This window comes from Albirhodobacter sp. R86504 (assembly GCF_042466415.1).
In the GTDB taxonomy this organism is placed as follows: domain Bacteria; phylum Pseudomonadota; class Alphaproteobacteria; order Rhodobacterales; family Rhodobacteraceae; genus Albirhodobacter.
In genome coordinates, this window is sequence record NZ_JAXHCH010000002.1 from 44,509 (window position 1) to 59,523 (window position 15,015).

At 61.7% G+C, this 15,015-nt stretch carries 14 protein-coding genes; 5 read left to right on the forward strand and 9 right to left on the reverse strand.

The genetic code is table 11. The features are described from left to right. Positions 1-219: 219 nt before the first annotated feature. The 9 genes from SJY32_RS02305 to SJY32_RS02345 form a co-directional block, all read right to left on the reverse strand. Positions 220-1,560: a DEAD/DEAH box helicase gene (locus SJY32_RS02305; RefSeq protein WP_376871135.1), complete on the reverse strand. Its 1,341-nt coding sequence runs from the start codon at positions 1,558-1,560 to the stop codon at positions 220-222. A gap of 358 nt (positions 1,561-1,918) precedes the next feature. After that, entirely contained in the window at positions 1,919-2,368 is a 450-nt protein-coding gene (gene dtd / locus SJY32_RS02310) for a D-aminoacyl-tRNA deacylase (protein WP_376871137.1), read from the reverse strand. Further along, entirely contained in the window at positions 2,368-3,294 is a 927-nt protein-coding gene (locus SJY32_RS02315; protein ID WP_376871139.1) for a carbohydrate kinase, read from the reverse strand. The genes dtd and SJY32_RS02315 overlap by 1 nt, the downstream gene beginning before the upstream one ends. 128 nt (positions 3,295-3,422) lie before the next feature. Beyond that, positions 3,423-4,523: a primosomal protein N' (replication factor Y) - superfamily II helicase gene (locus SJY32_RS02320; RefSeq protein WP_376871142.1), complete on the reverse strand. Its 1,101-nt coding sequence runs from the start codon at positions 4,521-4,523 to the stop codon at positions 3,423-3,425. A gap of 15 nt (positions 4,524-4,538) precedes the next feature. After that, complete coding sequence (locus tag SJY32_RS02325; protein ID WP_376871145.1) at positions 4,539-5,654, reverse strand: SPFH domain-containing protein; 1,116 nt, start codon at positions 5,652-5,654, stop codon at positions 4,539-4,541. Positions 5,655-5,666: 12 nt separating this feature from the next. Further along, on the reverse strand, positions 5,667-6,725 hold the full coding sequence (locus SJY32_RS02330; RefSeq protein WP_376871148.1) for a DUF2927 domain-containing protein: 1,059 nt from the start codon (positions 6,723-6,725) through the stop codon (positions 5,667-5,669). Between the two features lie 10 nt (positions 6,726-6,735). After that, positions 6,736-7,905 carry a toxic anion resistance protein gene (locus tag SJY32_RS02335; RefSeq protein WP_376871151.1) on the reverse strand — a complete coding sequence of 390 codons (1,170 nt, stop codon included), beginning with the start codon at positions 7,903-7,905 and terminating at the stop codon, positions 6,736-6,738. 54 nt (positions 7,906-7,959) lie between these two features. Continuing rightward, positions 7,960-8,904 carry a 5-bromo-4-chloroindolyl phosphate hydrolysis family protein gene (locus tag SJY32_RS02340; RefSeq protein ID WP_376871153.1) on the reverse strand — a complete coding sequence of 315 codons (945 nt, stop codon included), beginning with the start codon at positions 8,902-8,904 and terminating at the stop codon, positions 7,960-7,962. A gap of 287 nt (positions 8,905-9,191) precedes the next feature. Further along, a complete protein-coding gene (locus tag SJY32_RS02345; protein WP_376871155.1) occupies positions 9,192-10,826 on the reverse strand; it encodes a pseudouridine synthase in 1,635 nt (544 codons plus the stop codon). 125 nt (positions 10,827-10,951) lie between these two features. Here SJY32_RS02345 and SJY32_RS02350 point away from each other — a divergent pair, with 125 nt between their 5' ends. The 5 genes from SJY32_RS02350 to SJY32_RS02370 all read left to right on the forward strand — a co-directional run bounded on the left by SJY32_RS02350 (position 10,952) and on the right by SJY32_RS02370 (position 14,985). Continuing rightward, complete coding sequence (locus SJY32_RS02350) at positions 10,952-11,422, forward strand: nucleoside deaminase (protein WP_376871157.1); 471 nt, start codon at positions 10,952-10,954, stop codon at positions 11,420-11,422. 173 nt (positions 11,423-11,595) lie between these two features. Further along, positions 11,596-11,883 (forward strand): Asp-tRNA(Asn)/Glu-tRNA(Gln) amidotransferase subunit GatC, encoded by a 288-nt coding sequence (gatC, locus tag SJY32_RS02355; RefSeq protein WP_376871159.1) that lies wholly within the window; start codon positions 11,596-11,598, stop codon positions 11,881-11,883. Next, entirely contained in the window at positions 11,880-13,358 is a 1,479-nt protein-coding gene (gatA, locus tag SJY32_RS02360; protein WP_376871162.1) for an Asp-tRNA(Asn)/Glu-tRNA(Gln) amidotransferase subunit GatA, read from the forward strand. The genes gatC and gatA overlap by 4 nt, the downstream gene beginning before the upstream one ends. Before the next feature lie 79 nt (positions 13,359-13,437). Further along, entirely contained in the window at positions 13,438-14,298 is an 861-nt protein-coding gene (locus SJY32_RS02365) for a hypothetical protein (protein WP_376871164.1), read from the forward strand. Positions 14,299-14,307: 9 nt separating this feature from the next. Further along, positions 14,308-14,985, forward strand: coding sequence for an N-acetylmuramoyl-L-alanine amidase (locus SJY32_RS02370; RefSeq protein ID WP_376871166.1), 678 nt, complete (start codon positions 14,308-14,310; stop codon positions 14,983-14,985). Positions 14,986-15,015: the final 30 nt, after the last annotated feature.

Sequence of the window (15,015 nt, forward strand, 5' to 3'; positions counted from 1 at the left end):
GGCAAGGCGCTTTGCAGCCAGCCTTTAAAATCCATCAGATCGCAATTGCCGCCCCCATTCGGGTGAGGAAACCGGCTGTGCGTCCCGTCCTCCTCCTGACGGCTGGCTTTTTATGCCTGACGCCGACCCGTCCAAGGCCCGCCGATGCGCTTCTGGCGGTTCAGTTTAACGAAAAAAGGCGTCCCGAACGGGACGCCTTTGGGGATCATTTATGTGAGATCAAACCGATTGTTTGCTCTTGGGCGCGCGCGAGGGACGCCGCGGCGGGCGTGCGCCACCTTCTGCGCCTTTGGCCTTCTTGGACGCGACCGCAGATTGCGGACGGCCAGCCGACTTGCCGCGCGGCTTCGCCGCCGGATTGTCACCCGGGCGCGGGCCGCGTGGACCGCGGTTTCCACCATTAGGACGTTTGAAGCCCTCAGGGGCCTCCATATGCACTTCGCCACCGATCACCGGAATCGATTTCTTCATTGCTTTCTCAATGGACCGCAAATCGGCCATCTCGAGCGGCGCACAAAAAGCGATTGCGCGACCGTTGCGACCCGCGCGAGCTGTCCGGCCAATGCGGTGTACATAGTTCTCGGGCACGTTGGGCAGGTCATAGTTATAGACATGCGCGACCTCTGGGATGTCGAGCCCACGGGCCGCAACATCTGTCGCAACCAAGATTTCGACCTCGCCGGCGCGGAACTGCGCCAAGGCGCGCTCGCGTTGGTTCTGGGATTTATTGCCGTGGATCGCCACGACCGAGAAGCCCCATTTTTCCAACAGTTTCGCCAGCTTGTCCGACCCGTGCTTGGTGCGGTTGAATACCACAGCGAGCTCTTTGGGGTGCTTGGCGATATATTCCGCCAACAGCGCAGCCTTGTCGCCTTGCGTCGTGAAATGCACGCCTTGCTCGATCTTCTCGGCGGCTTGGCCTGGAGGGGCAACTTGCACCTTGACCGGATTGGTTAGGTAGGTTGCGGCAAGTTCTTCCATCTGCTTGGGCATCGTTGCCGAAAACAGCAGCGTCTGACGCTCCTCAGGAATGAGGCGCGCAATTTTGCGCAGCGCGTGAATGAACCCGATGTCGAGCATCTGGTCAGCCTCGTCGAGGACGAGATATTTGGTTTCCGACAAGATCAATGCGCGGCGTTCCAGCAGATCAAGCAAACGGCCCGGTGTCGCGATCAGAACGTCGACGCCTTTCGAGAGCTTTTCGGTTTGCACATTGATCGATGCGCCGCCCACAACGCGGAAGATCCGCACCGGTGCGCCGGCTGAGAATGCTGCGAGATTGTCATAGATCTGCGTCGCGAGTTCACGCGTCGGCGCAAGAATCAAAGCGCGGACGGTTTTGGGCGCAGGGCGTTTGCCGTAAGCAAGGATCTGCGTGATCATCGGCAGGCCAAACGCGGCGGTTTTACCTGTGCCGGTCTGCGCGAGGCCAAGAATGTCGCGGCCTTCCATGCAGGGCGGGATGCCTTGCGCTTGGATCGGTGTTGGCGTTGTCAGGCCCATGCCCGTGAGGTTTTTCACCACGAGCGGCGAAAGGCCGAGGTTTTCAAAGTTATCCATGTGATATTCCAGATTGGCCCCAAGGGAAGGTGGAGGCCGAAAACAAAAAGCACGCAAGGCGCGCGCGATTTCGCGGCAGCCATGCGAGGCGCCAGAGCGGCGCGGACGGGCGGGGCGCAGAAGGATCGAAGATCCGAGCTGCCGGCCCCCCGCGTGAAGTGGGCCATTCCCAGTCCGTGCGCGGCCATTCACCAAAAGTGAGGTCGTCTCGCGCGGCTGCTCACGCGGCAGCGGACATCGGGTGCGCCCCCAATGACGTAAAAATGGAGATAAGTCAAGAGAATTGCCGCGGCGCGGCGCAGGGCACCCGCGCAAGAGGCGTAACCCTGCGCCGACCTACGTCGCGAGGGCAGGCCGATCAGCCGCGATCCGCGCTGTCCATCCAGATCGTAATCGGTCCGTCATTCGTCAGGGTGACCGCCATATCGGCCCCGAACTCACCGGTCTCGACCTTGATCCCGAGCGTGCCGAGGGCGCTTGCGAAATGCTCATACAGCGTGCGCCCGATGTCTGGCGCTGCGGCGCTCGAAAAACCGGGGCGGTTGCCGCGCGAGGTATCGGCAGCCAGCGTAAACTGGCTCACGACAAGCGCGCTGCCGCCCGTATCAAGGATCGACCGGTTCATCTTGCCCGCATCATCTTGGAACACCCGCAGCTTCGAGACCCGCGCGGCCAGCTTGTCGGCATCGCTTTGCGTATCGCCCGCCATCGCGCAGACGAGGATCAAAAAGCCGTGGCCGCATTGGCCGATCAGCTTTCCGTCAACCTCGACCTTCGCGCCGGTGGTGCGTTGCAACAGCGCCCGCATCAGGCGAGTTCTTCCGCCCAAGGCGGGTTCGCGCCCGCGCGGGAGACTGTGATCGCGGCCGCAGAGGCGCCCAAGGTTAGCGCGGACCGGATCAGCGTCTCATCCGCTGCGGAGACGCCCGCTTTGGAGAGCGCATCGGCGCGATCAAACGCGGCAAGGATACCCGCGTTGAATGTATCCCCTGCGCCAACTGTATCGACGACTTCGACACGGCGCGACGGCTCGAAATAGCTCGCGTCCTTTGAGAAGCAATGGGCGCCTGTCGCGCCTTCGGTGATGAACACGAGCGTGGTGCCGCGTTCGATCAGGCCGTGCGCGAGGGCCGCAATATCGCCTTCGCCTTCCAGCCAGATGAGATCCTCGTCAGAGAGCTTCACGATATCGGCCGCGGCCATCATCCGGTTCAAGCGCGCGCGGTAGCGCGGCTCGTCGGTGATGAAGCTCGGGCGGATATTGGGATCGATCATCACCAGCTTGCCGTCCCCCGAGGCGCGAAGCGCCAAGGCTTCGTAGGCCGCGCCGCATGGCTCGACCGGCAAGGAAATTCCGCCAAAGAACAAGGCATCCAGATCGTCCAGAGATTGTGGCAGATCATCCTCCGTCAAAAGACGCCCTGCAGTATTCTCATCGTAGAAGGCGTAGCTGGCATGCCCGTTCGAGAGGGTCACGAAAGCCAATGTCGTCGGACGGTCAGCGCGGGCGGCGCGCGCAACATCGACCTTGGACGCAGAGAGCGACTTTATCAGTTGCTTGCCAAATAGATCTGTCGAGAGACCCGAGAAGAACCCCGTCGGCGCGCCCAGCCTTCCCAAAGCAATCGCGGTATTGAACACCGCGCCGCCCGAATACGGCGAAAACGCGGTTTCGCCCAGCGTGGTTTCACGCGGCAGCATGTCAATCAGGGCTTCTCCACAGCACAGGATCATCGGGTCTCTCCTCCAAAACGCAGGCACCTAAGGGCCGTTGGCGACACCATTACACGCGCGTCGTGATATTTATCAAGTGAAATGACATATCGACGGCGACACTTCGCGCAAGGCCGTTCCAACAGGCCCTACGGAGCTTTCTGTCCAAAATAAGCGATCACGGCGGCAAGGCAAAGCGCCGCGACAACCGCGAAACCGATTTTCCATGCGGAATAGGGGCGCTCGCCCTGAACGCGGCCGGTTTGTGCGTTCACGACGAAGCGGAAAGCGCGGCCTCTGTAACGATAGGCTGCGGTCCAGATCGGCAGCAGGATGTGTTTGAAGGTCTCATCCGAATACCGGGTATCAACACGTGCCACGCGCTGCTCGTCGCCGCCGATATCGCGCCGGACATCGGTCTCGATCACGCGCGCCATATCGGCCTTTGCCAGATGATGCCCCTCGCGCAGCTCGACCGTGTAGCCTTCCGCCTCGAACCCGGCGAGGTAATCCCGCGTGTAGGGCTGTAACGCAGAAAGATCCCAAGGCCGCAGACCGTCGATATTTTGCGCCGGCAGAGACCGCGCGGCATAGACCAACACATCGTCAAATGCGCGCGCCACTCGGCCGCGTACGGAATGCCAGCGGGTTTTGCGCACGCGCTCAGCGCGGCGCTCTGATTTGCCATTTACATTCACGGTAACGGTGCGGGTCTCGTAATAGTAATCTCCGCGCTGTCCCGCATAATCGGACAGGGTCGCCGCATCAAATGTCCAAAAGGGCGCGTAGATGCCGGTCAGCTTCCGGCCCTTGCGCGCGTAGTCCACAAGGCCATTGGGCGCAAACCAAAGCTGCCCCAACCAAAGGCTCAGAGCATCGCGCGCCTGCTTTTCCGTCAGTTGAAACGGGATGACGCCTTGCGGTTTGATCATACGCCGCTCACCGGTATCGGCGACAACAGGTGTCGCGCAAAACGGGCAATTCGTGGCGTGATGATCGGTTGCGAATTCTATCTGTGCGCCGCAACTCGGGCAGGAGAGGGTGCGATGTTCCTCATGTTCGGCCTCGGGCAATTCGGCACGCAATGCCGTCGCAAGATCCAGCTCGCGCAGGAGATGATCGCCGCGGCGCACGGCTTGCGGAATGTCTTGCACATGCCCGCAATGGTCACAGACCAAACGCGTCTGACCGGGGGCGAACCTGAGATCCGCCCCGCAAGCTTCGCAAGGGTAATGGCTTTGAGTGCTCATCTTGCGTGGCCGTGCTTAACCAAGTGGCGGGGGCGGCGGCGCAATCGTGAACAATTGCGCAAGTTCGGTCACCTCCTCCGCCTTGAGCCATCCCGCCAAGCCCGGCGTCCAGACGAGCGTAGTGCGCGTGAGGGAGCCATCCGCCACCATCCGCCCCAAATGGCCGCGCCCGAACGGGCCGGTTGCCGCGCCATTCGCCGCCACATGCCAGACTTTCTCGACCGGTGGTGGCGGGGGCGCGATGTTTTGCGCGGCGGGTTGGGCAGCGGGCTGCGCGGCCCCCCACGGGCCGGCGTGGTGTGCGGCGCCCATCTGTGCGCCCATCGCCATGCCGAGACCTGCGCCCACAGCGGCGCCCATTGCCCCGGAATTGCCGAGCGCCTGCGCGGCGTTAAATTGGGTGTAGCGGTTGAGATCCCCGACAATCCCCATTGATGTGCGCTGATCTAACATCGCTTCGACGGCCTCGGGGAGTGAGATGTTCTCGATATAAAACTCGGGAATTGACAGCCCATAACCCGAGATCAAAGGCTCGATCGCCGCGACAATCAGTTTCCCCAGATCGGCCGTGTTTGCCGCCATGTCCAGCACCGGAATGTTCGATCCGGCAACCACGCGACTGACCTCTTGGACGATCACGTTGCGAATTTGGAATGAAATCTCGTCGGCTGTGAATTCGCCATCCGTGCCGACAATCTCCAACATGAATTTCGCAGGATCGGTAATGCGCATCGAATAGGTGCCAAACGCCCGAATTCGGACAGGGCCGAATTCAGGATCACGCGCGATAATCGGGTTTTTTGTACCCCATTTCAAATCATTGAAACGCGCGGTGTTGAGGAAGTAGACCTCGGATTTGAACGGGGATTTGAACCCGTGATCCCAATGCTGAAGCGTTGTCATGACGGGCATGTTGTTGGTTTCCAACATGTAAAGCCCGGGCCCGAAAACATCCGCGAGTTGGCCCTCATGGATTAGCACAGCTGCTTGCCCTTCGCGCACGGTGAGTTTCGCGCCGTATTTGATGGCGTGGCCTTCGCGCTCGAACCGCCACACCATCGTATCGCGCGTGTCATCTGTCCAATGAATGACGTCAATAAATTCGCCGGTCAGGAAATCGAGAATACCCATGCGAGGGCCTCCTTAGCTGTCGCCACCCAGAAGTTCTGTGGCAAGTGTCGTGACAATCGGGCGCGCTTCTGCCTCTTTCATCCCCGGTTTCAGGCGGGGATCATAAAGCATTTGCAAAAGCAGCTCGTCGTGGCGGGTCAGGAGCGAAAACTCCTCGTCGTCGTTAAAAATCGAGGGGCGCGCGCGCGGGCTGTCATTCGCGAGGCCGAGCCCTTGGGCCAATTCCTCATGAATACAGCCGCGTTTGAGGCGGTCGGGATGCTCGGAACGGATCACCGCAACCGCTTGCGTGTAGATCGGGGAACGCCCCTCCGAGAAGGTGTAGACAACGCATAGCGTGGATGGCGGCAGCGAGGTTATCGCGTCGATCGAGGCGGCGGAAATACCGGAGATTAATGTGCTCAGCCGCGGCCCCAAGGCGCGGCGCTCGTCCTCGTTGACGATGAACACCGTAAAATTTGCCCCGCGATCAACCAGTCGCACCGGATGACCGGTGACGCGCGACAACCGCCCCGCATAGGCGGAAATCTGGGCGCGGTCTTGGACCCGTTTGATTTCGGGTGTGGTTTCTCCAAATTCGACGCGCATTTTGACGGGCGCCTCCCAGCGGCGCAATTCCGAGACGCGCTCGCCCGCAATCAAGCGGCCCTGGGGGTCGGAAAACTCGTCGTATAGCGCGATTTTTACGAAGTTATCGACGAGTTGCCGGACACCGAACGGCGCATCTGCGGGGGCAATATCTTCACGCAGAAGGCCACGATTTTGAAGGCTATCCTCCAGCTTGGCGTAATAGGTTGATGTGGTCGAACGGGCCGGGGTCGATATCTCCGGCGGCGCAACCGGCGGGCCGTTTGGTAGGCTCGGCGGCAATGGCACCGAGGCATCTTGGCCTTTCCGCGTTGGCGTCGGGTAAAAGGGCGAGCCACCACAGGCCGACATGGCGAGCGATGCTGCGAGCATCATCCCCCACGGGCGCGCGCGCGATCTGCGCCGTGCGACCCGCGATGTCGGGACGATGCAGGGGGCGCAAGTCGAGCCGCCGCCCCCCGAAAGGATGCCAGTTGCCTCCATGATGCCCCGATTACTTCGCCGCAACGCCGGAATTTCGCGCGCGCGCCGCCGCGAGCGTGTCGCGCAACTCGCCTTCCATCTTTTTAAGATCCGCCTCTGCTTGAGTGCGGCGGGCCTTGCCCTCATCCGCGATCCGCAAACTATCCTCGACAGTGGCAATGAGCTCAGCATTCGCGGTTTTCACGGCCTCGATATCAAATACGCCGCGCTCCATTTCCTCACGCACGACCTGATTGGCGCTGCGTAGATTTTTCGCGTTTGCGGTCAGCAGTTCATTCGTCAGATCATTCGCGGCGCGCACGGATTTGGCGGCCTCGGCAGAGCGCTGGATCGTCACGGCCTGTGCGAGTTGGGTCTCCCAAAGGGGGACGGTGTTGACCAGCGTCGAGTTGATCTTCGTAACCAGCGACTTGTCATTCTCCTGAACCAAACGGATCGAAGGCAGGCTTTGCATCGTGACTTGACGCGTCAGCTTGAGGTCGTGGATACGGCGCTCCAAATCATCGCGCGCAGCACGCAGATCGCGCAATTCCTGCGCCCGCATCACCTGATCCGCCTCTGCAGCAGCAGTCACCGCCGCCTCGCGGGCGGGGATGTCCGTGGTATCGATTGCGGTGAGCTTCGCCTCGCCGGCGGCGATATAAAGGCCAAGCTCGTCATAGAATTTGAGGGTTTTGTCGTAGAGCATATCAAGCGATTTGATGTCCTTGAGCAGTTTGTGCTCGTGGCTCAAAAGGTCATCGGTGACTTTGTCGATCTGGCCCTGCACCTTCTCGAATTTCGCGAGGAAGGTCGCGAAGGGCGCGGCGCGGCCCAACAGTTTCTCCCACCACGACCGCGTGCGGCGCACGTCCAGTTCGGAGATTGAAAAGCCGCGGATCGTGGTCACGATCTTGCGCAAGCTATCACCAGCGGGGCCGACATCCTTATTCGTGACATCGGCGAGCATCGCCTGCGAGATTGATTGCAACTCGTTTTGCGCACGAGAGCCGAAATGCACGATCGAGCCGGTATCGGTCATGTCCAACTCGTCCATCCGGCGGCGAATATCCGCCGCCATCGGAGGCTCTGCGGCCTCCAACGCCATGATTTCGCCGCCCGGCTCCGGAAGAATAACCGCCGTCACGGCTTCAATCTCGGTGATCGTTGCGGCGGCTTTTTCACGGGTGGTCTGTGTCATACTCGTCTCCTGATGGGGGGCGCGCGCGGCGGCGCGATCATGGATATCGGTTGTTTATGCGTCTGGTGTAGGATTTGCGGCGGGGGCGAGGCCTTCGCGGGCCAGTCGGTCACGCAGCACGTCGATTTCGATCTCAAGCTCTCCGCGGCCATCCGCGATCAGGGCTTTGGTTCGCGCCGAGAAATTCCTCTCGAGATCATCGAGGAGGGTTTCGTACTCTTGTCGTGCCGATGGGTCGGCGGTCTGTGCCCAAAGATCGGCAAACTTGATGGTCGCATCGCGCGCACCCTCAAGGTACACGCCCATGTAGCGTCGCGCTTGCGCCAGATCGGCTGGATCTTCCTCCACCACGCGGAACAAGTCCCGCGCATGGGCGCAAAAGCGGTCAACCCGTGCCTCCAATTGGCGATCTCGCGTGCGCAAAATCGCGTCTTTCATCGCGGCGAGGTGTTTCTCCCCCTCCGCAACCACGCGCGCAACGCGATCTTGTTGGAAGGTATCGATCCCTTCCATCCCTTTATCGCGGAGCGGGTCGATGCCGAAGGCGACGAGCGAGAGCACCGTTCCGACAGCGCCGGACGTCAGCGCGTTGAGTAGAGTTGCCTCCGCGGCGGCGAGGGCAAGCCCTGCACCAAAGGCGAGCGAGCCTAAAATTTTGCGCGGCAAGGCCGGACGCCGTGCGACGCGGCGCGCGTCAAAAGCGGTTTGCGCCCGCAACCCTTCGCGCACCAACATCATCGCAGCCCAAATCAGGGCAAAGCCACCCAAAGAGCGCACAAGTGTCACGCCCCCGTCACCGATCCCCAGCAGCAAAAGCGGTGAGGCGAAGCCGACGATCCAGACGGGTCTGCCGTCCAAAGGATGTTTGGGGGTGGGTGTCGCGCCGCCCCGCGTCACGCGATCGGAAACGGGATAAGCTTGCCGATCGCCCGACGTGTTTCGGGAAGTCTCTTGTGGCGCAGCTTTCGGGCTGAACCTGCCGCCAAACCGTTGCGCCATGGGCTAAACCCCTCCTGTCAGCGCGACCGAAAGGGTCAGCGCGAGAGCGAGATAAAAAGCGATCCGCCGCACAGCCGTCTTCGACATGGGCACCCCTTTTCCAGTTGCCCGACATGGGCGTTATCATTGTTATAGTGCCTCTGGCGCTTCGCTGCCAGTGCCTAGCGGGGGAAAGACGCAGGAGTTTTCCCAAAGCTATGAGGGAGTTGGGCTCTCGCCTTCGCGAATGCAAATGGCGCGCCCCGATAAACAAGGCGCGCCGTTCCAGATTTGAGATCGTTTAAAGTTTAACCGCGAGAGCCGCCGCCCGAGTTCCCACCCGAGTTTCCGCCACCGCGCGGTTTGTATCCGCCGCCCGCAGGACGGTCGCCGTGGGATTTAAACCCGCCAGCGCGCCCTCCGCCCGCTGGCCCGCCGTGCGAGCGAGCGCCGTGCGATTTGAAGCCAGGTTTGTCTCCCGCCGGCTTGCCACCGTAACCGCCGCGCGGTTTGTCGCCGTAGGAAGGTTTATCCCCAAAATCACGACGCGGTTTGTCGCCATAGGCCGGCTTGTCTCCGAAATCACGACGCGGCTTGTCGCCGTAGGACGGCTTATCGCCGAAATCGCGACGCGGCTTGTCACCGTAGGACGGCTTATCGCCGAAATCGCGACGCGGCTTGTCACCGTAGGACGGCTTGTCCCCGAAATCACGACGCGGCTTGTCACCGTAGGACGGCTTGTCCCCGAAATCACGACGCGGTTTGTCGCCATAGGCTGGGCGATCGCCCGATTGCGGACGTTCTGCACCGCGGTCGGATTTGCTCCAACGCGATTTGCGTTCCGGCGCTCCGGCCTCATCGCGCGATGCGCGTGGCTTGTCGCCATACCCCGGACGGGCCGGTTTATCTCCGAAATCACGGCGTGGCTTGTCGCCGTAGGAAGGTTTATCCCCAAAATCACGACGCGGACGTTCACCGTAGGCAGATTTATCATCCGACGACCGGCGCGGGCGATCGCCAGACGGGCGCGCCCCGCGATCGGTGCCGCGATCATCGCCAATCATCTTGCCGCCGGGGCGTTCGAAGCGATTTGGCGCATCGTGGCGCGGATGGGTCGCATCATAGCGCGATTGACGCAGGGCTTGGGATGCTTCGCGGCGCTCGTGACGGGACTCGCGCCCGTCTTCCAATCCGTACAGCAGCCGGTCGCCCAACTGATCGCGCAGCATCTTTTTCTTGATCTCGACGACGTCGCCGGGGTTCATCTCGTTGAGGCGGAACGGGCCGTAGCTGACGCGGATCAGGCGGTTCACCATCAGGCCGATTTCGTTCATCGCGCGCCGGATCTCGCGGTTTTTACCTTCGCGGATCCCAACGGTCAGCCATGCGTTTGCGCCCTGCTGGCGATCCAGTTCGATCTCCATGGGTTGGAAATCTTCGCCGTCGATTGTGATGCCCGCGCGGAGCGGATCAAACGCGCTTGAATCGGGGCGACCATTCACGCGGACACGGTATTTGCGCAGCCAGCCTGTTTCAGGCAGCTCCAAGCGGCGCTTCAACCCGCCGTCATTGGTCAGCAACAGCAGGCCTTCGGAGTTCAAATCGAGGCGCCCGACGTTCAAAACGCGCGGCATGCCCTGCGGCATCTCGTCGAAAACGGTCCGGCGGCCTTGTTCGTCTTTTTCGGAGGTGATCAGGCCAAGTGGCTTGTAATATAGCCACAGACGCGTTTCTTGCGGCGCGTCAATTGCGCGGCCATCAATCGTCACGCGGTCGGTTGGCAAAACGTTAATCGCTGGGGTGACGGTCTTTTTGCCGTTCACGGATACGCGACCTTCCAAAATCATCTTTTCCGCGTCACGGCGCGAGGCTACGCCGGAGCGTGCGATGACTTTTGCGATACGTTCAGGGGAGGTCGGGACATGCGGGATGTCATCAGTCATAGGTCTGTTCCTTCATCGGGAATGGGGCGCGCGAGCCAACTCGGGCGCAAAGCAGGGCTGATAGACTATTGTGGGGCATGTGGGAAGGGGCTTGCGATACCAGCCTGAAGGGGGGATGAACACGCATGACACAGTTTCAAAGCTATATGGATATCGCCTTGGCGGAGGCGCGCGCGGCGGGGGATCGCGGCGAGGTGCCTGTCGGGGCGGTCGTTGTGGCCCCCGACGGCACGATTGCGGGCCGCGGCGGCAACCGGACGCGCGAGTGGAACGACCCGACCGCCCATGCCGAGATCGTGGCAATCCGGCAGGCCTGCGCGCAGGCCAACGCAGGGCAAGGGGCAGAACGTCTCGTCGGTTATGACCTGTATGTCACGTTGGAGCCCTGCCCGATGTGTGCGGCGGCGATTTCCAATGCGCGGATCGCACGGCTCTATTACGGCGCGGCGGACCCCAAATCGGGCGGCATCGCGCAGGGCGCGCGGATCTATAGCCATGCGCAATGTCATCACCGCCCCGAGGTCTATGACGGCATCGCGGCGCGGGACGCGGAAGACATGTTGCGACGGTTTTTCGCGGAGCGACGCGGTGGCTGAGTGCGGCGGGGCAGGGGCGCTGCCCCTCTTTGCCTCACGGCAAATTCACCCCGGGATATTTATGGCAACCGGATGCGGGATCATGCGATCGCGGTTGGTCGCGTGTGGCGGCGCTTGAAGTGCTGTCCTTTGCGCGGTAAACCGCAGCCAATTACCGGATACGGAGAGGCGCCATGTCGATTGACATCGAGACCGCCCGCAAAGTTGCGCATCTCGCGCGGATTGCGGTGCCTGAAGAAAACCTGCCCGAGCTTGCTGGCAAACTGTCGGGGATTCTCGACTTTATGGAGCAGTTGAACGAGGTGGATGTGGAGGGGGTCGAGCCGATGACCTCTGTGACGCCGATGCGGTTGAAAAAGCGCCAGGACGTCGTGTCCGACGGTGGTTACCAAGATAAAATCCTCAAAAACGCGCCCGATGCTCGCGAGGGCTTCTTTGCTGTTCCGAAGGTGGTCGAATGAGCCTGAATTCACTCACGATTTCGGGCGCGCGCGATGCGTTGCGCAAAGGCGAAGTTACCGCGGTTGAGATCACCGAGGCGTGCCTGTCGGCCGTGGAGGGCGCGGGGGCGTTGAACGTCTTTGTGCATAACACGCCCGAGATGGCGCGCGATCAGGCCAAGGCGGCGGATGCGCGGATTGCCGCGGGCGATGCGCCTGCGATGTGCGGCATTCCTGTCGGCGTGAAGGATCTCTTCGCGGTGAAGGGTGTTGAGACGCAGGCCGGGTCGAACATCCTTGCGGGGTTCAAACCGGAATACGAATCTACCGTGACACAAAATCTTTGGGACGCGGGTGCGGTGATGCTCGGCAAAGTCTCGATGGATGAATTTGCGATGGGGTCGTCGAATGAGAGCGCCTGCTACGGCGCCGCGATCAACCCTTGGAAAATCGATGACCGTGCCCTGACGCCGGGCGGCTCCTCGGGCGGCTCGGCGGCGGCGGTTGCGGCCGATCTTTGCTTGGGCGCCTTGGGCACCGATACCGGCGGATCTATCCGTCAGCCCGCTGCGTTGACGGGGATTGTGGGTATCAAGCCAACCTATGGCCGTGTCTCACGTTGGGGTGTTGTCGCCTATGCGTCGTCATTGGATCAGGCCGGACCGATGACGAAATCGGTCCGCGATGCGGCGATCATGCTGGGCGCGATGGCGTCGGCGGATGCGAAGGACTCGACAAGCGCGGATCTTCCTGTGCCGGATTTCGAGGCCGCTTTGACGGGCGATATCCGCGGCAAGAAAATCGGTATCCCACGCGAATATCGCGTCGAGGGCATGTCGGCGGAGGTCGAAAAGCTCTGGGATGAGGGCACTTTGATGCTGAAGGATGCGGGGGCGGAGATCGTTGATATTTCCCTTCCGCACACAAAATACGCCCTGCCGGCCTATTACGTGATTGCCCCTGCTGAAGCCTCTTCAAACCTCGCGCGTTATGACGGCGTGCGCTATGGCCACCGTGCGAAGCTGCGGGCGGGCGAGGGCATCGACGATATGTATTCGCGCACCCGCGCCGAAGGGTTCGGCCCTGAGGTGCAGCGCCGGATTATGGTCGGCGCCTATGTTTTGTCCGCCGGTTTCTATGATGCGTATTACAACCGTGCCCGTAAGGTGCGCGCCCTGATCAAACGCGATTTCGAACTCGTTTTCGCGTCAGGGGTTGATGCGATCCTCGCCCCTGCAACACCGTCCTCGGCTTGGGGTATCGGTGAGAAAGGGGCCGCGGATCCGGTGGAGATGTATCTCGAGGATATCTTCACGGTCACGCTCAATCTCGCGGGGCTCCCAGGGGTCGCGGTCCCGGTCGGGTTGGATAGCAAGGGCCTGCCGATGGGTCTGCAATTGATCGGCAAGCCGTGGGAAGAGGGCGATTTGCTCAATCACGCGCTTGTTTTGGAACGTGCGGCAGGTTTCTCGGCAAAACCTGCGAAATGGTGGTAAAAGATAGGGGCCCTCGCGGATGCGGGGGCCTTTTAGGAACGGGCCCAACGGCGAGGCCTGAATACGACGAGGTGATGCGATGCGGTTGTTCTTTCTACCTTTGATAACGGTTTCGGGCGTCATTCTGGCCGCTTGCTCACCGGCGGTTCCCGAGAGCGGGCCTACGGGTGGCGTTGGATTTGGCAATTACCAATCCTACCTCAAACAGCGTGAGGCCGCGTTGCAAAACGGCACGGCGATCCCGTCCGCGGGCACAAGCCAGGCGACCGTCGCCAACGCGGGCGCCGCCATCGGCGCGGAGCCGATCGCGGCGACATCCCTTGGGGGAACAAGCCCCTCTGCGCCGCTACCTGCCTCGATCCTCGCAGCCGTGCCAGGGGCGTCGGGAAGCACGACCTCCACGCCTTACGGACAGACAACTTCTTACGGCGAAACGACAAGCTACGGCCAAACCTTGAGCGCACCTCTCGGCGCGCAAACCACATCGAGCCTGCCCGCTGCCGCGCCTGTCACCTCGCAAATCGCCGCCGCACCTGTGCCGGCCAACACGCCCGGAATCTCGGATGAGAACAGCTTTGACGCTGTCGCAGGGCGTGAAAGTATCGCCTCTGATAAGGCCCGCCTTGCGGAGATGCGCGCAAATTACCAGCAGATCACGCCCACAAACCTGCCTGAACGGACTGGTGATACGGGGCCAAATCTGGCGAGCTACGCTTTGAGCGCGAGCAACACGCTGGGCCAGTCGGTGTATTCGCGCGGCGGTATGCATTTGACTTCGAACGAGCGCGCTTGCCGGAAATATGCCTCCGCCGATAAGGCGCAAATTGCCTTCCTGGAGGCGGGCGGGCCGCAAAAAGATGGTAAAAACCTCGATCCCGATGGCGATGGCTTTGCCTGTTCTTGGGACCCGCGCCCCTTCCAAGCGGCGCGCGCGCAATAAGGCGGGGGGATGCGGTCTCCGAATTTCGGCCCCCGTCGTGACGGGCTCAAGCCCGAGTTGGTGGTCATTCATTACACCGCGATGACCAGTTGCGAAGCCGCGCATGAGCGGCTTTGCGATGCGTCTGCCGAGGTCTCGGCCCATTGGTTGATCGGGGGGGATGGGGGCGTGTTTAGTCTCGTGGATGAGGCGGAGCGCGCGTGGCATGCAGGCGCGGGATCGTGGCAGGGGCGCTGTGATGTGAACTCGCGGTCGATCGGGATCGAGCTTGCCAATCGCGGCAACCATCCTTTCGCCGAGCCACAAATTGCCGCGCTTGAGGATCTGTTACGCGGGATTATGTCGCGCTGGGCGATCGCACCCGAGGGGATTATCGGTCATTCGGATATGGCACCGGGCCGCAAGATCGACCCTGGCCCGCGGTTTGACTGGCGACGCTTGGCGCGGCAGGGGCTGTCGATCTGGCCCGATGAGCGCGCCGCGGATATCGCGCCCGATCCGCGCGTGTTCATGGCGCTGGCGCAGAGCTTCGGCTATCCCGATGCCGCATTCGAGACAGTGCTTGCGGCGTTTCGGCTGCGGTTTCGCCCCTTGGCGACTGGCGAGCTGGCGGCCCAAGATATGGCGATCATTGCGGATCTTGCCGCGCGCTTTGGTGTTGATGGGGATCAGTGGCGGGCGTCGTAAGGCCGGATCTGACCCGTTAGATGATTTGAG